We start from the raw sequence: 20,929 nt of genomic DNA, 5'->3' as shown, positions 1-20,929 counted from the left end.
TCAGGGTGAAAAGCATGCCTGTTGAGGCTTTATCCTGCCTTCTTATAAACATGACTTGCAAGTAATGATACGCAATCTTCTTGTACGATATAGAGAAAAAATGCACTCCTTTTTTCCGTATCTATAAAAAATCTTTTATGAAATAGAAACCAAAAACATCTCTCTTAACCATAATATTATTATGTAAATATTTATTACTAAACAAGAATAGCCTGCCCTTTCCCCTGACCGGTTTTATTCCAGTCTTTTCGGAAAGTGACAGGCCCTATGAGTTCAAAACAGGATTTCAAGCAGCGCGCTTAAATCCCCCACTCATGTAATTCAAGTCGACGTACGCCTTCTTTTACATAAGGGTCTGTTTCGGCTAATTGTTTGGCTTCCTCTAAAGAATCAGCTTTGTATACCACTAAACCTCCCGCTCCATCCACAAAAGGTCCTTTAGCGAATATTTTCCCTTGTTCATCCAATGTCGATAAATAATCCAAGTGCTGAGGACGGTATTGCTGATTGAGTTCCGGCTTTTCCATATGTAAGATTGCTGCATAATAAGGCATGTTCATTTCCTCCATTATAAGTTATATGTATTATCCTTATTTAATTCTCTCAATGAATAGGATTTTCCTTTATTCTAGCTCCTTTTTTTCAAAAACGAAAAAATCTCGATCTATCTCGAAGTTGTTTTCGTTAAAGCGGAATAAATGAGGATTCAACAAGCGTTTTTACTGAAAGTCCCTCCTTCTTATTCGTAACAGTTTCCCATTAGAGAGTTCATCCACTCGGATCTTAATTGGTCATTGATGCCCAAAAATTTTTAAAAACTCCCCCATGATTCTGCAAACTATTGCTGTAGAATCATAGGGAGTTTCTGTGTCGTCAAAACAGCTCAATCTTATTTATCCCGCATTAACGGGCAGTAAGACTCCTGCGGCTGGAAGTTTCCTTTATGATACCGCTGCCATGGAATGAAAGGACTTGTTACAGATCCCACCTTACCAATACACCGCATTGTGTAAGGCCTCCACCAAACCCGTACAATAACAGCAAGTCGCCGTTTTCCACTTTTCCCTCTTTGATTCCATTATCCAACGCCAGCGGAATGGACGCCGACGAAGTGTTGCCCATATACTCCACACTTGTAAGTGATCTTTCAAGTGATAGTCCCGATCTCTCACAGATGGATTCAATGATTCGCAAATTGGCGCTGTGGGGGACAAACCAGTCTACATCCGTTTTGTTCATTCCCGCCTTAAGCAAAAGCTGTTCAATCCCTTTCGGAACAGATCGAACGGCCCATTTGTAAACTTCTCGTCCGTTTTGAACCATCTTACCATTCGATTGAAGTTCCACTCCGTTCATTGTCTCTCCAATAATCGTTCGGTATAGATGAATGCCGCCTGCACCTTCCGTTTCGAGATGGGAACCGAAAAATCCCGGGTTTTCCTCTTCTCGCTCCACTACCATAGCCCCTGCGCCATCACCAAATAAAATACACGTGGCCCGATCTTCGTAATCGATTACTTTAGACATCGCCTCAGCACCAATCACCAGCACTTTTTGATGAGCGCCTGAGGAAACCAAGCCATTGGCGACATGTAATCCATATGTAAACCCTGCACAGGCAGCACTTAAATCAAAAGCTGCGGTATGGGGAATATTAAAATACTCTTGTACTCGGCATGCAACGCTTGGAAGAGCATATTCAGCCGTAGTCGTTGCCACGATGATGCAATCCACGTCTTCTAAATATAAACTGCTTCGTTTTACCAAGTCTTCTACCGCTTTTATCGCAAGCGTTGATGTCGATTCATTTTCAGCGGCAATTCTTCTTTCCTTCATGCCTGTTCGCTGTACAATCCACTCATCACTCGTATCGACCATTTTTTGCAAATCTTCATTTGTTAACCTTCGTTCCGGAACATATGTCCCGAATGCCGTTATCTTTGCTTGTGATTTCACGATAACGAACCACCCTTCTCTTATTTGCCTTTATACTGTATCACCTAATATTATCACCTGGTACTAAAACCTTCAACATTTTTTGTCCTCCCTTTTCTTCAAATGATTGTAGATTAACATACACTTTCTAGAATGAAACGAGATATTTGAGTATAAAAAACAGCGATTCATCCCCCACTTTCACTCCGTTTAGAAGTGGAGGTCTTCTCTCTTAAAATGATAAAAAAGCACCAGTTTTCACTGGCGCTTTTCTTTCTGCCTATTCAGAATACTTCTTTTCACTGGAGGATGTATCTTTCGTATGATACCCGTCTTTTTCCTCGCGCTTTTCTTCTTTTAAATCTTCCATAGGAATCGGATCGACATATTGTTCGCTCTCAAAGCGGTCAAACAAACTTTCTTTTTCTGTTTCATATTGTTCCGGATGGTCCATGTTTCCTTTTCTGTTCTTTTCAACAAACCGCTCTTTCCTCTCAGTCATAAAAGCCACCTCACTTTTGGAATGTTTGATTTACTTATCCCCCTTTTAGGACATTGCAAAACATCGGTGTCCATCTATGTTAAATGAGAGTTGCCAAAGCAGGCGAATCATCAAAAAAGTGTTTTATTGCGGAAAGTAGGAAACTCTATAGTTGATTTTCCATTACAATTAGGAGGTAATAATCATGGATCATGTTCACGATAACCACTTGGACAATACATTTGATGATACTTTTCTTCCAATCACATCTATAACGGACGGGATGGGCCAAGCCGTCATGCCGGATATTTTTTGTCTTCCTATTCAAATAGTGAATATTATATTTATCGGAAATCCTGCTAATTCCAAAGAATTCGTGCTTATTGATGCCGGTATGCCGCATTCTGCAGGAGCTATCGTTTCAGCTGCCCAAGAACGCTTTGGCACAGACTGCCAGCCGAAAGCAATTGTTTTGACTCACGGGCATTTTGATCATGTAGGGGCACTCGTGGAATTGACAAAGCAATGGAACGTTTCTGTTTATGCACATGAGCTGGAGCTTCCTTATTTAACGGGGCAGCAAAATTACCCAAAAGGAGACCCTACCGTTGACGACGGCTTCGTCGCGAAAATGTCTCCGATGTTCCCGAATCACGGCATTGACTTAGGGGGTCGTATACAGTCATTGCCTAATGACAGCACGGTCCCTTTCATGCCGGGATGGCGCTGGATTCACACACCTGGGCATACACCGGGACATGTCTCGCTGTTTAGAGATGAAGACCGTTCACTGATCGTCGGAGATGCGTTTGTCACAGTCAAACAAGAATCCCTTTACAAAGTAATCATGCAAGAACAAGAAATAAGCGGACCTCCAAAGTACTTCACGACAGACTGGAAAGCAGCGAAAGACTCGGTCGCAGCGCTCGAAGCATTGAAGCCGGCAGTTGCCATTACAGGCCACGGACTTCCGATGAACGGAGACGAGTTGACGCAATCTCTAAAAAAACTGGTAAACCATTTTGATGAAATGGCCGTTCCGAAAGACAGCCGCTATGTAAATTAAATTCCGCTCTATGAGTGCGGAAAATATGTTTAATGATTCTTTCAGAGAGGGACGTGAGAGCATAATGGAAGGCGTACATGCACGGACTCATTTAACCGCAGCCGAACTAGAAGCCATCACCGATTTAGCCAATACATGCAATCAATGGGAACAAATTAATCTCACTATTCCCTTGAACCTTTCCATATTGCAAAGTCGTGACGGAAAAGAAACAAATGATTTCTTATATTATTGTCACGGACAATTGACGGGTTTTCTTGGCATGTACTCATTTTCAAATAAACACGAAGCTGAAATTACTATCATGGTCGACCCTCATTTCCGTAAAAGACATATCGCTTCCACCCTTCTGAAAGAAGCGAGCCAGCATTGGAAACCAAGGAGCATCCAAAGCCAGCTGCTTATTACAGACCGCTCTTCGCTTTCAGGCAAGGCGTTCCTGACAGCGATTAACGCCGTCTACCGTTTTTCCGAATACAGCATGATTCTCATTCCCGATAAAGTATCGATGACGAACGAAAAGGCAGTCCAACTTGTACGTGCCACTCAAGCCGATCATGTACATATTCAAATCATTTTATCGGAAAGCTTCTCTTTTTCGAACGAAACAGCGAGTGAGATGATCCGACAAACAATTTCTGATTCAAGGCATATACTCTATGTAGCCCGAGCCGGCCCTTCTTATATCGGAACCGTCACCGTCAGCGAACACCCAGAAGAACTGTATATCCGGGCTTTCGCGGTTCGATCATCATACCAAGGGAAAGGTTATGGGAGGAAAATCTTGATACAATTGATCGAAACACTGAAAAATCAAAGTAAAAAAGCCATTATGATTGAGGTTGAGACTTCTAACAAAAACGCCCTTCATTTATACGAATCGTGCGGCTTTCGAGTCAGCTCGGCCTACGATTATTATTCTTTACAGCCAGCAAAGAAGGCGTAATCAACTAAAACGGCATGGAAACCCGCTATTTTTTGGTTCTCCATGCCGCTCCCGTGTTATTTCTTTATTTTCACTTCCACGTTTCTCAGACCATTTTCCTCAAACTCTTGCTCATACTCCAGTTCCCTTTGTACTACTTGTTCTATTACATCCGATGAAAATCTGTGGCCTGACTCCATTGCCCGATGGACATCCCTTTGGGCAAGAAGGCTTGCAAGCTTCATCCAAAATGCCTCTTGATCGTATGTATCTACGAGATTCATCATTCGATCTTCCAGCCTCTGCGTAAAAAACGAATGCGTTTCATAATGCTCGAAATGCTTAGGCAAATCAAAATGGCGCGAAACATTAAAAATAGTTTGTTCCAGTTCATTATAGGGATTGCGCTCCGGTTCATTTTCATATGACGAGTTGGTGACCCATTTCCCTAAAAACACCAACTCTGTCAATTTTAAATACTCTTCTTCTGATAACGTCAGCTTAAGCTGATCTTGCTCCTTTTCAGCTTTCATTGTTTCGCTCCCATTCTGTCATACGTTTTTGTTTCATTATACACTAAAGTACCACTGTCACCACCCGTATTTTGTCGATTCGTTTGACAATATGCGAATTGTTACAGGCAGTTACATGTCATTTCCATAAAAAAACTCCCCTTGCCTTTGTTCAAGAGGAGGTCACTTTATCAACTATTATATTTACAGATCGTCAATGTCTATTCATTCCTGCTATCAGGAATTTTCGGCATATCACCATTTTAGCTTTATTCAGCATGAAAACCATCTACAAATTAAATTTCTGAAGCCGCTTGTAAAAAGTACTTCTTGGGATATCCAATAATTTGGCAGCCATTGTCACATTTCCCTTTGTTTTTTGTAATGCCTCCATCATCAAGTCCTTTTGGATTTTTTCACGCAATGTCAGTTGAGTTGAAGGCTCGGTTTGTTCCCCGTCCGAAATAGATGAAGCCGGCCATCGGAGGCGGGTATTCAGCTCAGGCAGCAAGTCGGATATTTGCAATGGAGTTATGGACCCGTTTGGCGATACAATTTGCAACCGCTCCAATACGTTGAATAATTCCCGGATGTTTCCCGGCCACTCGTACTGCATAAGTCTATCAAAACATTCATCCGGCCATTTAATGGTCCAATTGTTTTTCTGGCAAAAATAACGTACTAAGCGGGGAATGTCTTCTTTCCTATCACGTAAAGATGGAACATACATTGGATACACATGGAGGCGGTAGTATAAATCTTCACGGAATGTTCCTTCGTGAACGAGTTGAAGAAGATCACGATGTGTAGCTGTGATGATTCGAATATTTAAAGAAATTTCTTTTATCCCGCCAACAGGTGTCACCTTTCGTTCTTGTAAAACACGCAAAAGGGCCACTTGCATAGATGGAGGAATCTCACCAATTTCATCAAGGAAAAGGGTCCCGTTGTTTGCCTGTTCGAATTTCCCCTTATAGCCCTGACGCTTCGCCCCTGTGAATGCCCCTTCTACATAACCGAACAGTTCGCTTTCCATCAGCTCTTTAGGAATAGCACCGCAATTCAAAGCAATAAAAGGGCCGTCTTTGCGTGAACTGTTTTCATGGATGGCTTTTGCAACCAGCTCTTTTCCCGTCCCGGTTTCTCCCAATATATAAACGCTGGCATCCGTCAGGGCCACACGCTTCATGTCATGTAAAGTACGCTGAAACGCTTGGCTCGTACCGGTCTCCCCTTCAAAATAAAATGACTTAGAAGAAAAAGCGGAAACGAACGGTTCATCTGGTTTTCGGAGCATTTCTTCCGATAAATGCAAGCATGTTCCGATTACATTCTTATGATTCTCTGAAAAAACGGGGCTTTCCGTTTCAACCCGAAATCCGTATGGCAATAGTTCATTCACTCTCATGCCAACAACGTTTGGGATTCGCTGACGAACAGACTTACTGCTCGCCACCACCGTCTTTTGATCATCACAAATAATTAACGGCTGGTTTATTTCAATGAAGTCGATGCATTTATGAATCAGCTCCATCTTATGTTTATGAGCTCGTACACTTAATTCTCGTTCAATCGAATGTGCAAGAGAAGCCACCATTCCAAGCATAAAAGGATGAGTACTATTTACAGGGCAGGAAACATCAATGATTCCAAGAAGCTTCCTGTCATCACTGTAAATGGGTGCTGCCGAACAGCTCCAATGATGGGAAGCGACTGAGTAATGTTCTGTCCCGCTGATCATGACCGCTTCTCCCGTTTGGAGAGCTGTTCCGATTGCATTCGTTCCCACTTCTTGCTCCGTCCAGCGAACCCCCTCAACAAAATTGATTTTCCGCGCATCATGCAAGACGCCTTTATTTCCTGTTAAGGACAAAACATACCCCTCAGGATCAACTAATAAGGCCATCATTTTCGACTCCTCAATGACCTCTTTCATTTTTTCCAAAGGAGATAAAGCTGCATTGAGAAATAACGAGTTTTTCTCTTTTTGAGCGATAAGTTCCCCATTTGTTAAAATATGCTGCCCCTGGCTTAAATACGGATTCACATCCTCCTGCTTGCAGCGGTACCACGACTCCATGATTCGTTTGTTTAGCCTGGATGACTCAAGGATTCCCTCATTTACAAAGCGCTTCCATGTATTCATATAACAGGTTGTACCAAACATTAGATCCCCCTCAAAATTTCGTTTATCATTTGGCATAAATGTTCATCTGCACTGCTTTTAAAGGTTATGTCATGATGTGTAATTAAGTGGAAAATGAAAAAGGGATATTGCTGAAGAAAAAAACAAGGTGTTTATTCGGAGTATTTTTTACCATTATAGTTGATAACAAAAGCGCTTTCAATATATATAAATCCACATAAACCTTTGTGAGCATATTCGAGATGGAAGACCAAAACATGCGTAGATAGTGTAAAACTCAATAATAAACGTTGAAAAATTAAGTAATACTTATATAGACGTTTTCATATTTACCAAATTATCGCAGAAAACACACAAAAAGCTTCGCGCAAGGTTTTGGCGCAAAGCTAAATTGAAAGGCTGAAAGATTTACAGATTTACTAACATTGAATGTTTTTATAAAAAACACGTCTTAAAGAGACGGGTTTACCAATATTTTAATTTGGCTTTTGCTTTGTGTTAAAGCCTCAAATCCCTCAGAAACGATATCATCTAATCCAATATGTTTGGTCACTAACTCCGAAGCTTGGATTTGGCCGTTGGCAATGAGCTGGATAACCTGTGGGAAAATGTTTCGATAAGCGATGATGCTAGTCATTTTCCGTTCCGTTAAGATAAAATTATTCAACGGGATTGAGGCCGGCTTTTCCCATATACTGATGTTGACGACATTTCCTTCTGATCGGGTGGATTGAATGGCTGCATTAATGGTCGGTTCAATACCGGCCACCTCAAACGCTACATCAACACCAAGTCCATTTGTATGATCTTTAATGGTTTGAACAGTATCCACATCCAATGGATTGACCACAATATGTGCACCGACTTGTTTAGCGATTTCCCTGCGCTCGGGAGATACTTCAACGGCAATAATTTGACTTGCCCCCGCTGCTTTGGTTGCTTGAATAACTCCACACATCTTCATTCAATCGAAAGGTATCATAATCACCAATCCAGACAACTTGAATTTGCCCTCAAGGGTTCACCTATGCGGATGGCGCCAACCCCGCAAGGGGGGTGGCATCCGCATAGGTCTAGAAAGTTGGACATGACCGTTCTTTGGCCATGTCCAACTTTCTAAATCGATCTATATATTAAACATGTACGGCATGACCAACGGCACTGAGCAGCGCTTCATGAATCGCTTCTGACAGCGTTGGATGGGCAGCGATGAAATCCTCCATCACATCCGCAGTCATTTCGGCATGCAGCATGACTGTTCCCTGCCCGATTAATTCTGTCGCATGCGGTCCGACAATCGACAACCCAATGATTTCATTGTATTGCGGTTCCACCATTACTTTTACCTTTCCAACCCGCTGATTTAGAATGAGCGATCTGCCGTTTGCAGCGAATGGAAACTCTCCGACTCGAATATCACCGTAATGACTCCTCGCCTGTTTCTCGTTCATCCCGACACTGGCAATCTCAGGCGATGTGTAAATGCAGCGGGGAACGGCACGGTAATTCACTTTTACATCATGGCCGCCGGCATGCAGTGCAGCAACGCTTCCCTCATGAAATGCAACATGGGCAAGTTGTATCCCTCCGGTTACATCTCCGCACGCATAAATATGGGGTAAGTTCGTTTGCATATGTTCATTGACTTTAATTCCTTTCGGAGAATAGTAAATACCTATGTTCTCTAAATTCAAATCTGCTACTCTCGGCTTTCTTCCAACAGAAATGAGCACGTAATCGGCTCTTTGTTCATGAACACCATCTTGGTTTTCAAATACGGCCTGCTTTTTCTCTTTATTCAATTCTTTTAAAGAAGTGGAGGTATACACCGTTACGCCATCTTTCTCAAGCTCCTTATGTAAGACAGAAGCAATATCCTCATCCTCACCAGGCAGAAGCTGGTCCGCCATCTCAACGACAGTGACTTTTGTTCCCATACGGCTGTATATACTCGCAAACTCGCAGCCTATCACTCCTCCTCCTATAATGAGAAGGGAAGAAGGAACAACAGGAAGGGACATCGCCTGCCCGCTGTGAACTACCCACTCACCATCAAATGGAGCAAACGGTAAGCTAACAGACTCTGATCCCGAGGCAATTATAAAACGATCCCCTTCTATGATTTCTTGTGTTCCCTCGTGCTCCACACATAAACGGTGTGCAGTCAAAAAAGAAGCCTTTCCTTTTATCACTTTAACTCTATTTTTCTTCATTAAATAACCTATACCTTGAACGAGTGTTTGGATGACCTCATTCTTACGCAGTTGAACACGGCCCCAATTAATTCCTACTCGAACGGATGAAAGATTAATTCCAAACTCTTCAGCATGTTTGACTTTATCGTACACTTCCGCACTCTCCAATAATGATTTCGTCGGCATGCATCCTTCATTTAAACACGTTCCGCCTAAAGGCCCCTGGTCAATGAGAATGACTTGCTGTCCCTGCTGGGCGGCAGTAATTGCCGCCACATATCCTGCAGGTCCTCCTCCAATAATAACTAACGTTGTCATCTTCTCCACCTTCTTTCTATACGAGCATCATAAACGGTTCTTCTAAATATCGCTTGATGGTACGGAGAAAGGCTGCAGCAGGCGCCCCGTCCAATACACGGTGATCAAACGTTAAGCTCAGCGGCAAAATCGTTCTTCGCTGCAATTCTTCCCCTTTATACAGGGGTGTGTCATAGGCGGCTCCAACCCCTAGAATACCTGCTTCCGGTGAATTCAATATTGGCGTGAAGTGCTCAACCCCGTAAGCCCCAAGATTGCTGATTGTAAACGTTGAACCTTTCATCTCATCGCTGCCAAGCTGCCCATTTCGCGCCCGCTCAGCAAGTGTCTTCATGTTTTTCGCCAACTGGACGAGCGAGTCATTCTGCGCATGCCGGATAACGGGTACAACTAACCCTTTTTCCAAAGCAACAGCCATCCCAAGGTGAACGTGATCAAAAATATGGATTTGATCATCGATATATGCACTGTTCATCTCTTTATGCTGCCCGAGTGAGAGCACAACTGCACGGGCAACAAAGTCTGTAACAGTCAGTTTTGTTTCATAGCGGGCTTGAACCGTTTCTCCTATTTGTTTTTGCAGGGCCATAAGATCTGTTACATCCACTTTCATCGTCAATGTTAATTGGGCGCTGCTTTGCAAGCTTTCTTGCATCCGTTCGGCAATGACTTTTCTCATACCGGTTACCGGAAGCTTCTGTGCTTGCTCTACACTGTCAGCTAGAGAGTTCACCATTTCATTTTGTTTTGGGGGTTCAATCGAACAGCCACCATCAATTGCCTGCTGAACATCCTCTTTTGTAATCCTTCCTCCCGGTCCGGTTCCTTGGATCGTATTAAGATCGAGACCAGCGGCTTCGGCCATTTTCCGTGCGACAGGAGAAATTTTCAATCGACCGTTTGATGCTTTGCCCGCGGAGGACTGCGGCTGCTTGGTAATTGTCGCCGCTGCTGCCACTTCCGTTTTCGCTGTTTCTAAATTCTGTTCGACTCTAGTAATTTGTTCTCCCGCATCCCCGATGTAGCAAATGACAGTACCAGGAGGGACGCCTTGTCCCTCTGGAACGATAATATCTAAAAGGGTCCCTTCTGCCGGGGACTCAATTTCCATTTCGATTTTTTCTGAATTGATGCTGGCGATAAGCTCCCCCTTCACAACAGGGTCACCAACCTGCTTGTTCCAAATCGAAACAGTTCCTTCTTTCATGGCCATTCCCAATTTCGGCATCACAATTTCTACAGCCATTTAGTTCTCTCCCTTCTCTTTTACCGATTCACACGCCTAGCAGCGAAGCATCCCCTAATAGCTCTGATACGGCCGCCACCACTTTTTCCGGTGTAGGCAGATAAATATCTTCCAAAGGAGGAGAAAAAGGTACTGGCGTATGCGGTGCCGTAATTCTTTTAATCGGTGCATCGAGTGTATCAAATCCTTTATCTGCCACTAAAGCAGCGATATCCGTTGCGATGCTGCATCTCGGGTTGGCTTCATCGATAACGACAAGACGATTGGTTTTCGCCACAGAAGAAAGAATCGTATCTTCATCAAGCGGCGACAGACTGCGTGGATCAATGACTTCAATTTCAATTCCTTTAGCTGCAAGCTGTTCGGCAGCGGTTAATGCGGTGTGGACCTGTTTGCCGATGGCGACGATTGTTAAGTCCGAGCCTGCTCGCTTAATGTCTGCCTTTCCTAATGGAATCGTATAATGTCCTTCAGGAACATCGCCTGTCATATTATAAAGAGTCTTATCCTCGAAAAAGATAACAGGATCATTGTCTTCGATAGCTGCAAGCAATAGCCCTTTCGCATCATAAGGGGTAGACGGAACAACGACTTTCAACCCCGGGATGCTCGTGAACAAGGCATATAAACTTTGGGAATGCTGGGCAGCTGCCCTGAATCCGGCTCCGTGCATCGTACGGATCGTAACGGGCACCTGGGCTTTTCCGCCAAACATGTAACGGAATTTGGCTCCCTGATTCAGCACTTCATCAAGGCAGCTGCCGATGAAGTCATTAAACATCAGCTCGGCAACCGGCCGTAATCCGGTGGAGGCAGCTGCCATAGCCGCTCCTATATATCCGGCTTCTGCAATCGGTGTATCTAAAATCCGATCACGGCCAAATTCCTGAACCAATCCTTTCGTAACCCCAAGTACGCCGCCCCATGCTTCATCATCCTGCAAGTGGTCCACTTGGGCGCCGCCAGCTACATCCTCTCCCATCAAAATGACATTCTCGTCATTTCTCATTGCAATTTTCATCGCTTCATTGATTGCTGCGGACATGCTTAAAGTTCTTGCCATCTTTTTCTCCCCCTTAAATTGAATTAATAAGATACATAGACATCTGTTAATAATTCTGATTCACTTGGATACGGACTTTCTTCACTAAACTTAACCGCTTGTTCCACTGCCTTTTCCACAGAATCTTCTAAAGCCGTTAATTCGTTTTCCGCCAACAATTGCTGACTCAATAAATAATTTTTAAATTGGACAATGGCATCCTTTTCCTGCTTATGTTCCACTTTTTCTCTTTCCGGTTTATATTTTTGAGCATCTCCCTCAAAATGGCCGTAATTTCGGTATGTTATGCATTCAATTAACGTCGGGCCTTCACCTCTGCGAGCTCTTTGAACCGCTTCTTCCGCTGCTTGATAAACAGCTAGTACATCTTTTCCGTCCACACGAATACCAGGAATATTATAAGCAATGGCACGATCGGCAATCGTCTTGCAGCTGGAAGCATACGTAAACGGTGTCGCTTCCGCGTATCCATTATTCTCGGCAACGAAAATCACCGGAAGCTTCCAAATCGCAGCCAGGTTGACCCCCTCATGGAACGTTCCATGATTATTGGCGCCGTCGCCAAAAAAGCAAACGCTTACATTATTTGTCTTTTTGTATTTGGCTGTCAAAGCAGCGCCGCATGCAAGCGGAAAACCGCCTCCTACAATCCCGTTCGCTCCCAACATTCCTTTATCTAAATCCGCAATATGCATAGATCCGCCTTTTCCTTTACACAATCCCGTAATCTTTCCGTATATTTCGGCCATCATTCCATTTAAATCACAACCTTTAGCGATGCAATGACCATGTCCTCGGTGTGTGCTCGTAATGCTGTCCTTGTCATCAAGATGGGCACAGACTCCGACAGCCACTGCCTCCTCACCCGCATATAAATGAACGAAGCCAGGCAAAATTCCTTTCGCGAACTGCTCATGCACCTTATCTTCGAATTTGCGGATTTCCAACATCTTTTCATACATCCATCGAGCTTTCTCCCGGGTTAATGTAACCCCTTTGCTTTGCGTAACTTCCATCCTTTTCAGCCTCCCGTCTTTCCTTTTCTTTTCCTCACTCTTATTTATTGCAAGTACCATGCCAACATTTAAACTGCGAAATGATAGAGTTTTATCGATCCTTCTATAAAAAAAAAACGAGACAAAACGAGACAGTCGTCTCGTTTTGTCTCGTTTCGTCTCCATAACAGCTGCACACTCTTTTGACTTAACCCTTAATCGGCCGCTCAAGAGCATATAAATCCTCTTCAATCGAAAGCATTTTTTGCTCTATCAACTCTTTCGTATCTTTGATTGCTTGATTGTAAAAGTGAGGGCCAAGATGTTCCTTTACAAATTCTAAAACACTCTCTGCGGCCAGTTCCCCGATTTCTTCCCCTCTTTCCTCCTCAAAAAAACGCTGTATATCCGCTATCATTCGATTCTTTTGTTCTTGTGAAAATTTGATAAACAATGAAAACACTCCCTTTGATTAAGTGAAACCTTACAGATTACTATGAGCTTATCAATACAAACCTCTCATTTATAGTCTTTATTTTCTTCTTATTCTATGTACACATATGAAAAGGAAAGCAAAAACCATTCTCTGTTATGTCATATATTCCCTAAATAGAGACTGGATTTGTATAATAGATATAAACGATAGATAGAAAGAAGAGATGGCATGATAACCCTGACATACTTCCAGCAAACTAAGAAGATATGGAGAAAGCAAAATGGATGATCGCGATTGGCTTATTTTAAAAGTTCTTTACGAAAAAAAGAACATCACAAAAACAGCTCAAAGTCTATACATCTCACAGCCGGCCTTGACGAAGCGAATTCAACAAATGGAGAAAGAATTTCAAGTCGCCATTATCGAACGGGGAACGCGCGGGGTTCACTTCACCCCTCAGGGAGAATATATCGCCAAATGTGCCGATGAGATGCTTAACCGCCTTCGTGAAATTAAAGAAGCTGCCCTTAACATGGACGAAGAAGTCGTTGGAACATTAAGGCTCGGTGTTTCTAATTTTATTTCCAAACACAAACTGCCCCGTCTTTTAAAACTTTTTCGCGAAAGATTTCCGAAAGTCGACTTTAAAGTCACAACAGGATGGAGCCGTGAGGTGTTCAATCTCATATACAACCAAGAGGTTCATATCGGAATCGTAAGGGGAGATTACCAATGGGCAGAATCGAAACTCCTTCTCTTTGAGGAAAATATTTGCGTCGCTTCTAAAGAGAAAATAGATCTTCGCGATTTGCCTTCCCTGCCAAGAATCGAATACGAAACAGATACTCTCTTAAAACCGATTATCGACAATTGGTGGAGCGGAACATTCTCACAGCCTCCTTTAATCGGAATGGAGGTTGACAAAGGGGATACGTGTAAGGAAATGATCATTAACGGGCTAGGATATGGAATTCTCCCAAGCGTTCTGGTCCAGAATCACGATGATTTGCATCGCATTAATCTTGCGGATGCACAAGGAAAGCCTATCATCCGACAAACATGGATGTTTTATCACCAAAAATCGCTTGAAATAAAGCTAATCAAAGAGTTTGTTAAATTCGTAGAGAAATTGGACTTTAAATACGATATATAAGAAATGCCGAACAGGCTCGTTCATTCCCTATAAGTATAGCTTGTGCAATTGAACAATAAGAAACGCGGGAGAATACCCACGTTTTTTTTATTAGGCGAACAACCCCAATGAATACGTTACCATTCCTTTTCTATATATCCAGCAATAAATAATCGGTATTTCCATTAAACGGCCATTCATTTTATCATAAAAGCATGAATGGAGGCGGATAAATGAATAAAGTGACAAAGAGGCTGATCCATATTTTTAAAAATCACGAAGGCGATGACTTTGATGCGACTTTGCAAGATGAGGTCCACGGAGTTGCCGGATTTCATTTCATGAGCTATATCAAAACGGCCAAAATTCATACCGGAGTCGAACGATTGACCGTGAGTGAACCCTTAACGGGAAAATACTTTTGCTTGCCGCTCATTGATATTGCGGAAATCCATGACGAGACCACAGGAAAATATGACATAGCTTATACGGTGAAATACCATAATGGCTATCATGTCTTTATCCAAATATTCAAACCGGATGAAATATATACAGGAAACTTCTATCAGAGGGATTCTTATTATCCATTCATTCGGGAGGAATGTAATACACTGAAATTTCCGAATATCAATAACAGCCTCGCTATGCTGAAAAGAAAGGAAAGTCTCTGATGGATGTTTTAGCCTTGATCGTAATGAACGTTATCTTACCTGTATTTTTCCTTATTGGGGCGGGTGTATTTCTTCATCGAAAATTTACGTTCGATATGAATACCTTATCAAAATTGAACACCTACTTTTTATTACCATGCGTGGGATTCGTCAATATTTATGAAAGCAGCATTGGCGGAGCCATCCTGTTGGACACCCTCGGCTTCTTGTTGCTGCAAAGTGTTTGTTTAATCACTCTCAGTACAGGAATGGCGAAAATGGCCAATTTTGACCAAAGCCTTTCCGCTGCTTTTAAAAATAGCTTCGTCCTAAGTAATTCCGGGAACTTCGGACTTCCCGTCAGCCAGCTCGTTTTCCACCAAAATCCGCTCGGCCTGTCGATCCAAGTGGTGGTGACCATTTTTCAAAATCTCCTTACCTACACTTACGGATTGATGAATTCAGTATCCGGCCAGTCGAACGGTACAAAAGTTCTGCGGGAGTTGTTGAAAAACCCCATGATTTACGCGCTGTTGCTCGGTTTGCTGTTCAATACGACAGCGATTAACATTCCTTCATTCATTTGGGCACCGATCGAAAACAGTTCCAATGCGTTTCTGGCCATTGCGCTTGTTACACTCGGCGCCCAGAGTGCTTATTTGGAACTTAACCGTTTCTCATTGCCGCTCGTTTTGAGCTTGAGCGGCCGCTTAATTCTTTCTCCCGTTATTGCCCTTCTCTTGATTTTATCATTAAAACTTGAAGGGACAACCGCCCAAGCGCTGCTTATCGCAAGCTCATTCCCGACTTCAAGAAACAGTGCCCAGTTTGCCCTTGAGTACGGGAATCATCCCGAATATGCGGCTCAAGCGGTTTTGATGTCGACTGTATTCAGCAGCATGACCGTCACCATCGTTGTATATGGATCGAAAATGTTATTTTAAAGCTCATGGGCCTGCACGAAAAAAGCTTGCCTCAAGAAAAAGATACCCTTTTCTCGAAGTAAGCTTTTTGTTTTTCATTTCCACCCGCAACACAAGGATGTATTATTTGATAACCTCAGGCTCACCATATTCTTCTCCGAACGTTTCGACTGTTACTTTTTTCATCTTTTGTTCTTTTAATGGCTTATCCTGGCCGTCACGCTCGACTTCCACAATTTGTTTGACAGCCTCTATGCCCTCTGTCACTTTACCGAAAGCTGCATATTCGCCATCCAAATGCGTAGCATCTCCCGCCATGATAAAAAATTGTGAACCCGCAGAGTTCGGATCATTCGTTCTTGCCATTGAAATGACACCAGCTTCATGTTTTAAGTCGTTTTCAAAGCCGTTAGAGCTGAACTCTCCCGCAATGGTATATCCAGGCCCGCCGCTTCCATTTCCTTCTGGGTCTCCCCCTTGGATCATAAATTCTGGAATAACACGATGGAACGTTAATCCATCATAAAATCCCTTTTGGACTAAAGAAACGAAATTCACGACTGTATTTGGAGCGATGTCCGGATAGAGTTCCAGTTTTATTTCCTGATTATCCTCCATGACGATGGTCACAACCGGGTTTTTCTCCACTTGAATTTTTTTCACACTTGGGGTTTTCTGTTCTTTCTCTGCTCCGCACCCTGATAAGAGGAAGCCAAGAATAAAAATAACAGCCAAAATCGGATACATGGACATTCGAAGTTTCATTTTCATTAATCTCCTTCCTATAGTGCTTGTCCCAATTTGATTCACTTAAAGTTTTAGGACTATCAAGAATATCTCTATATGATGGTAACATTTAACACCCAAAAATGGGAGAGAGGATGACCCAAAAGATATAAAAATAACTTTTGAGCCATCCTCCCGAAAAAACTTACTCTATCGTTTAAACAGCATGTAAATTAAAAGTAAACAACGTAAATGATTGCAGCTAAAACAATACGATAAATTGCAAACGGAACGAGTTTAATTTTGTTGATCAGCTTCAAGAAAAAGCGAATCGAGATTAACGCAAATACGAAGGCGCTAATAAAGCCAGCGATAAAAAACGGCAGCGCATCCAGCGTAAAGTATTGCCAGTTTTTCAGCAATGACAGAAAGCTTGCGCCAAACATGATTGGAACGGCCATAATAAAAGTAAAATCAGCCGCTGCACGGTGGCTCATTCCAAGCAAAACACCGCCGGAAATGGTAGAACCGGAACGGGAAAAACCAGGCCATAACGAAAGACATTGAATGAGTCCGACTGTCAACGCTTGTTTATACGTAATTTGGTCGACCGTTTGAACTTTTGGATCTTTCGCACCAAAAAAGTCAGCCAAAATCATAAAGACCGCTCCTATAACCAAACCGATTAACACGGTAGCTGTCGAAAATAAATGTTCATCAATATAATCTTCAAATAATACTCCTAAAACGCCTGCAGGAATTAACCCAACGATAACTTGGGTCAGCTTAAGACGATTCGGCTGCTGAGCGGCATTTTTGTTGAAGCGCCCCAATCCCAGCATATCTATAAAACGGTCTTTAAAAACGAAGACAACCGCCAAAATCGAACCGAGCTGAATGACAATTTTAAATGTATTGGCTGTATATTTGCCTAAAAATTGTTCTGAATGCAGCCACATATCATCCACGATAATCATGTGACCTGTTGATGAAACGGGCGCGAATTCTGTTAATCCTTCAACAAGGCCTAAAATAATTGCTTTTAAAATCATCAATAAGTCCATCTTTTTTAATTCTCCTTGTGCCAATTTGTAAAATTTCAATTCTTATAGTTTAATTGCACTTCAAGTACATCATTATACCGCAACTGCTATTTGTTTGTCTTGTACTATATAGATCGATTTAGAAAATTCGACATGACCAAAGAGCGGCCACGCCAAATTTTCTAGACCTATGCGGCTGATGAACCGATTGTGAATGTCCCTCGATCGAATGAAGAGAAATTTTCATCCATTGAGGCTATTGAAAACCAGTTGCCAAACGGGTATAAAATCCATCAAGAAACCGAAACAATGGAGTGAGCCGCGGAACATTCCCGCGGCTCACTCCATTGTTGAAAACTCCCTTATCCATTAAAGGATTCGGCTATTGTCCCAATTGTTTAATCTGGTCGATAATGCTCGTAATTTCTTGTATGGACTGAAAGATTTCTGTATTCTCCAGCAGGGACGGGTCAAGCTTGCCTTCTTCCACATTGTTTAAGTACAAGTCAATTCCCTGTACGACTTGATTATTTTGTTCCACAATTTGCTGGTGCAAATCTGCAGCCATGTCCGGCGGCTGAAGTGCGTTGAAGTCTTCTATATCTTGCTTCATCTCTTGCAGCTTCGTCTCCAACTCTTGTGCCGCTTGCTGGTCACTAACAGCTTGTTCGGCAAGAGCCGGAATCTCATTCGCAAACGTACTAGCTTCATTGACATAGTCCGTCGCTTCATTGACATACGTCAATGTGTTGTTCACACCTTCTAAGGAAGAACACCCTCCAAGAAGCAAAAAAGGAACGGCAGAAACAGCAATCAGCCATTTTTTCATTCAAATACCTCATTTCATAAAGATTGGTTGCATACGACACTTTCTATTTAACGAAATTCTGACATAAAATATCACTTAGCAAGCTTAGAATGTTTATCATCAATTCGCTGCTCAATTTTTTTCATTTCTTGTTCGTTGTTCATTAACTCTTTTTTGTTTTCCAATACTAACTGTTCGAATGAAAGTTTAATTGTTTTTCTCATCGTTACTCACCTTCTTACCAGCAAAAAAGGCTTAAAATGTCTTTTTGCCTTTTCTCTTTTTGATTTTGTTCATAATGATAGGGACCAGCCGTTTTCTTGCCATCTTCAATCCTTTCTTAAATGCAGTGCTTTTGAGTACTTTCGAAAGTTTAGACATGATTGTGCTCCCTTCTCATATTGATTTTCACAAATTCTTAAATCAAAACTACGTGCTTTCCCGTAAATGAAAAACGCCCCTACCATTTTCAATGGTAAAGGCGTTAAGTACAAAAGACCTTTACCAATATACATTGGCAAAGGTCTCGCTAGCAATAAACATTGCCAACAAAGCCGGGGATTTGGATCCCGTCATGACGACTTTGTTGTAACAGCTACTCCCCTTTGGAGAAAACACGTTTCATTTATTTGAATTCATCATAACCCGAATGGAGTCATTACGTCAAATAAAAAACTAAAAAATAGCGTCAAACAATAAAGAACCTTTGTAGAACTAACATAAAACAGTGTTTATGTATAACTTCACGATTGGGAAGAAAACTAACTAAGAGGTGATCGACATGGAAAAGGATACGTTTGACCAATATACCGATCAAATAGAGAACTCAAGCAAAAAAGGCGCAAACGAAGATATTATTCACGTAAGTGCAGAAAGCGAAGGGTATGATTTACGCATTTCCAACCTATTTGGATCAGGTAAAAAACAAGAAGCAGCCGAAAACAAACATACATAATATCTACTTCTTGTTTTTTTTCATACAGAATTTCCTGCACTCCTAAAAAACAAGATAGAATTTGACAGAAAACGTTCTTATTTCTTTATTTAGGATGAGAAGATTAGGCACATTATATTCCATCCACTTGAGCAAAATAACGTTTGTTCCTATATTGAGTAAAAAGGAGGATTAAGATTATGAACCAAAAAGGACAATACCAACCGGAAGATACCGGGAAGCTGACAAATTTCCATTATGGCACTCAAAAGGATAGACGCAAGCCGGAAGCTCTTACTCCTGAAGGTACAAAGGAAATGAAATCTAAATAAAGGTGCATCCATTACCGCTAAACGTGCGAAAGGGCCGGTACTACATATCGGTCTTTTCTATTTTGCATATCACAAATACTATCTTTATATCCTGATCAATAAGGAGCAAAAATGGATGAAAGTATTAGCAGTTTTCGTATTCATCTTTTCATTAAGCATTTCACTTATTTTAACAATGGACATTCTTTTAGGCTTTAAACTCTCTCATGCATTGTTCAATTTACTTAGTCCATTTTGGGTAATCGAAACTGGAGAATATGTGATGTTAATATTTTTTCTCCTTCTTACAATTGGGCAGCAAATTGCCATCATCATAAAAAATAAATCACACAAACAAAAGGGTTCTAGCTAGCTTTATTTTTGAAGCGATTACGAATCATGGCAACAAGCAGCATGAGCAATGGAATAAGGATAAGAAGAGGAATACCAAGGTAATAATGGACAAAAATAAATCCTTCTTCCGTCATTTCTGCAAAATCTGAAGCGATCATCATGGACAAAAAAATAAGAATACCTCCGATTGGTAAAAGTATGGGTTGATGATTTTTCAAATGAAACAAATCGGCCAGTCCGATAACGGCACCATATAAATAGATAGACGCTTTAAAAAACACGGTTATGAGGAGGGTAAACACAACAATGGCATCAAGCCTTTGGATGAACTCAAGAAGGTTGACTTGTCCCACTGTTGCTAACGTAGGAAAGGTAGCTCTCTCCATTACACCAACACTTAGAACAGCTATATTTAAGCTTGCTGTCCAACTTAAAATAAGACCACTTGAAATTAAGGCAGACAGCCATACTTTTTTTACTAATTCAGGTCGGTTTAAATATGGAAGCAGCATCGTAAAAACAAGCATTTCTGCAAAAGGGAAAATGACTATGTGCGGAAAGGCTGTCGTGACGATCGGTTTCCAGCCATGTTCAAGAAACGGCTGTAAATTATGAAAATCAACATTACCTGAAATAAGGACCAAAAAGTTACCCGCTCCCCTCTCCATTACTTGTTATGGCCAGGTTTCATTTATTTTGTTATACGTTTTTATCCAAATCCTCTGTTCAA

The 20,929-nt window shown here is 41.9% G+C and carries 24 protein-coding genes; 8 read left to right on the top strand and 16 right to left on the bottom strand.

Annotated features, from left to right (window positions below; genetic code table 11):
- Positions 1-299 precede the first annotated feature (299 nt).
- The 3 genes from BK575_RS09680 to BK575_RS09670 all read right to left on the bottom strand — a co-directional run bounded on the left by BK575_RS09680 (position 300) and on the right by BK575_RS09670 (position 2,437).
- Positions 300-554: a YciI family protein gene (locus tag BK575_RS09680; RefSeq protein WP_078410195.1), complete on the bottom strand. Its 255-nt coding sequence runs from the start codon at positions 552-554 to the stop codon at positions 300-302.
- 421 nt (positions 555-975) lie between these two features.
- Entirely contained in the window at positions 976-1,956 is a 981-nt protein-coding gene (locus BK575_RS09675) for a ketoacyl-ACP synthase III (protein ID WP_078410194.1), read from the bottom strand.
- 259 nt (positions 1,957-2,215) lie between these two features.
- Positions 2,216-2,437, bottom strand: a complete 222-nt coding sequence (locus tag BK575_RS09670) for a hypothetical protein (protein ID WP_078410193.1) — start codon at positions 2,435-2,437, stop codon at positions 2,216-2,218.
- A 184-nt stretch (positions 2,438-2,621) separates the two neighbouring features.
- Between BK575_RS09670 and BK575_RS09665 the strand changes: the two genes are divergently transcribed.
- Entirely contained in the window at positions 2,622-3,482 is an 861-nt protein-coding gene (locus BK575_RS09665; protein ID WP_078410192.1) for an MBL fold metallo-hydrolase, read from the top strand.
- A gap of 64 nt (positions 3,483-3,546) precedes the next feature.
- The gene (locus BK575_RS09660; protein WP_169907690.1) at positions 3,547-4,428 is read left to right on the top strand and encodes a GNAT family N-acetyltransferase; all 882 of its coding nucleotides are present in this window, start codon (positions 3,547-3,549) and stop codon (positions 4,426-4,428) included.
- A 56-nt stretch (positions 4,429-4,484) separates the two neighbouring features.
- On the opposite strand, the gene BK575_RS09655 is transcribed toward BK575_RS09660, so the two are convergent.
- The 8 genes from BK575_RS09655 to BK575_RS09620 all read right to left on the bottom strand — a co-directional run bounded on the left by BK575_RS09655 (position 4,485) and on the right by BK575_RS09620 (position 13,336).
- Complete coding sequence (locus BK575_RS09655) at positions 4,485-4,940, bottom strand: hypothetical protein (protein WP_078410190.1); 456 nt, start codon at positions 4,938-4,940, stop codon at positions 4,485-4,487.
- Between the two features lie 268 nt (positions 4,941-5,208).
- Complete coding sequence (locus tag BK575_RS09650) at positions 5,209-7,086, bottom strand: sigma-54-dependent Fis family transcriptional regulator (protein WP_078410189.1); 1,878 nt, start codon at positions 7,084-7,086, stop codon at positions 5,209-5,211.
- Positions 7,087-7,516: 430 nt separating this feature from the next.
- Positions 7,517-8,023, bottom strand: a complete 507-nt coding sequence (locus tag BK575_RS09645) for a zinc-binding dehydrogenase (RefSeq protein ID WP_235867348.1) — start codon at positions 8,021-8,023, stop codon at positions 7,517-7,519.
- A gap of 175 nt (positions 8,024-8,198) precedes the next feature.
- Positions 8,199-9,578, bottom strand: a complete 1,380-nt coding sequence (lpdA, locus tag BK575_RS09640) for a dihydrolipoyl dehydrogenase (protein WP_078410188.1) — start codon at positions 9,576-9,578, stop codon at positions 8,199-8,201.
- A gap of 16 nt (positions 9,579-9,594) precedes the next feature.
- A complete protein-coding gene (locus BK575_RS09635; RefSeq protein ID WP_078410187.1) occupies positions 9,595-10,824 on the bottom strand; it encodes a dihydrolipoamide acetyltransferase family protein in 1,230 nt (409 codons plus the stop codon).
- 28 nt (positions 10,825-10,852) lie between these two features.
- Positions 10,853-11,887 carry an alpha-ketoacid dehydrogenase subunit beta gene (locus BK575_RS09630; protein ID WP_078410186.1) on the bottom strand — a complete coding sequence of 345 codons (1,035 nt, stop codon included), beginning with the start codon at positions 11,885-11,887 and terminating at the stop codon, positions 10,853-10,855.
- A 23-nt stretch (positions 11,888-11,910) separates the two neighbouring features.
- Positions 11,911-12,903 (bottom strand): thiamine pyrophosphate-dependent dehydrogenase E1 component subunit alpha, encoded by a 993-nt coding sequence (locus BK575_RS09625; RefSeq protein WP_078410185.1) that lies wholly within the window; start codon positions 12,901-12,903, stop codon positions 11,911-11,913.
- A 187-nt stretch (positions 12,904-13,090) separates the two neighbouring features.
- Entirely contained in the window at positions 13,091-13,336 is a 246-nt protein-coding gene (locus tag BK575_RS09620) for a DUF2164 domain-containing protein (RefSeq protein WP_078410184.1), read from the bottom strand.
- Between the two features lie 262 nt (positions 13,337-13,598).
- On the opposite strand from BK575_RS09620, the gene BK575_RS09615 reads away from it, so the two are divergent.
- The 3 genes from BK575_RS09615 to BK575_RS09605 all read left to right on the top strand — a co-directional run bounded on the left by BK575_RS09615 (position 13,599) and on the right by BK575_RS09605 (position 16,044).
- Positions 13,599-14,471 carry a LysR family transcriptional regulator gene (locus BK575_RS09615; RefSeq protein ID WP_078410183.1) on the top strand — a complete coding sequence of 291 codons (873 nt, stop codon included), beginning with the start codon at positions 13,599-13,601 and terminating at the stop codon, positions 14,469-14,471.
- A 212-nt stretch (positions 14,472-14,683) separates the two neighbouring features.
- On the top strand, positions 14,684-15,121 hold the full coding sequence (locus BK575_RS09610; protein WP_078410182.1) for a hypothetical protein: 438 nt from the start codon (positions 14,684-14,686) through the stop codon (positions 15,119-15,121).
- A complete protein-coding gene (locus BK575_RS09605) occupies positions 15,121-16,044 on the top strand; it encodes an AEC family transporter (protein WP_078410181.1) in 924 nt (307 codons plus the stop codon). Before BK575_RS09610 ends, BK575_RS09605 begins: the two co-directional genes overlap by 1 nt.
- 102 nt (positions 16,045-16,146) lie before the next feature.
- Here BK575_RS09605 and BK575_RS09600 read toward each other — a convergent pair whose 3' ends face one another.
- The 4 genes from BK575_RS09600 to BK575_RS09585 form a co-directional block, all read right to left on the bottom strand.
- Positions 16,147-16,788 (bottom strand): peptidylprolyl isomerase, encoded by a 642-nt coding sequence (locus BK575_RS09600; RefSeq protein ID WP_078414726.1) that lies wholly within the window; start codon positions 16,786-16,788, stop codon positions 16,147-16,149.
- A gap of 194 nt (positions 16,789-16,982) precedes the next feature.
- Positions 16,983-17,813 carry an undecaprenyl-diphosphate phosphatase gene (locus BK575_RS09595; RefSeq protein WP_078410180.1) on the bottom strand — a complete coding sequence of 277 codons (831 nt, stop codon included), beginning with the start codon at positions 17,811-17,813 and terminating at the stop codon, positions 16,983-16,985.
- A 361-nt stretch (positions 17,814-18,174) separates the two neighbouring features.
- Complete coding sequence (locus tag BK575_RS09590; RefSeq protein WP_078410179.1) at positions 18,175-18,621, bottom strand: DUF6376 family protein; 447 nt, start codon at positions 18,619-18,621, stop codon at positions 18,175-18,177.
- A gap of 71 nt (positions 18,622-18,692) precedes the next feature.
- Positions 18,693-18,824: an FbpB family small basic protein gene (locus BK575_RS09585; protein WP_078410178.1), complete on the bottom strand. Its 132-nt coding sequence runs from the start codon at positions 18,822-18,824 to the stop codon at positions 18,693-18,695.
- A 557-nt stretch (positions 18,825-19,381) separates the two neighbouring features.
- Here BK575_RS09585 and BK575_RS28470 point away from each other — a divergent pair.
- The 3 genes from BK575_RS28470 to BK575_RS09580 all read left to right on the top strand — a co-directional run bounded on the left by BK575_RS28470 (position 19,382) and on the right by BK575_RS09580 (position 20,218).
- Positions 19,382-19,555 (top strand): hypothetical protein, encoded by a 174-nt coding sequence (locus BK575_RS28470; protein WP_169907688.1) that lies wholly within the window; start codon positions 19,382-19,384, stop codon positions 19,553-19,555.
- Positions 19,556-19,734: 179 nt separating this feature from the next.
- On the top strand, positions 19,735-19,866 hold the full coding sequence (locus BK575_RS29320; RefSeq protein ID WP_268877710.1) for a hypothetical protein: 132 nt from the start codon (positions 19,735-19,737) through the stop codon (positions 19,864-19,866).
- A 115-nt stretch (positions 19,867-19,981) separates the two neighbouring features.
- The gene (locus tag BK575_RS09580) at positions 19,982-20,218 is read left to right on the top strand and encodes a hypothetical protein (RefSeq protein WP_078410177.1); all 237 of its coding nucleotides are present in this window, start codon (positions 19,982-19,984) and stop codon (positions 20,216-20,218) included.
- Here BK575_RS09580 and BK575_RS09575 read toward each other — a convergent pair.
- Positions 20,211-20,843: a GerAB/ArcD/ProY family transporter gene (locus BK575_RS09575; RefSeq protein WP_235867347.1), complete on the bottom strand. Its 633-nt coding sequence runs from the start codon at positions 20,841-20,843 to the stop codon at positions 20,211-20,213. The genes BK575_RS09580 and BK575_RS09575 overlap by 8 nt on opposite strands.
- Between the last annotated feature and the right edge of the window lie 86 nt (positions 20,844-20,929).

It is taken from the genome of Priestia abyssalis, assembly GCF_002019595.1.
GTDB classification, from domain to species: Bacteria; Bacillota; Bacilli; order Bacillales; family Bacillaceae_H; genus Bacillus_BA; species Bacillus_BA abyssalis.
The sequence above is the reverse complement of the archived record's forward strand: the minus strand, read 5'-3'. Positions and strand labels throughout refer to the sequence as shown.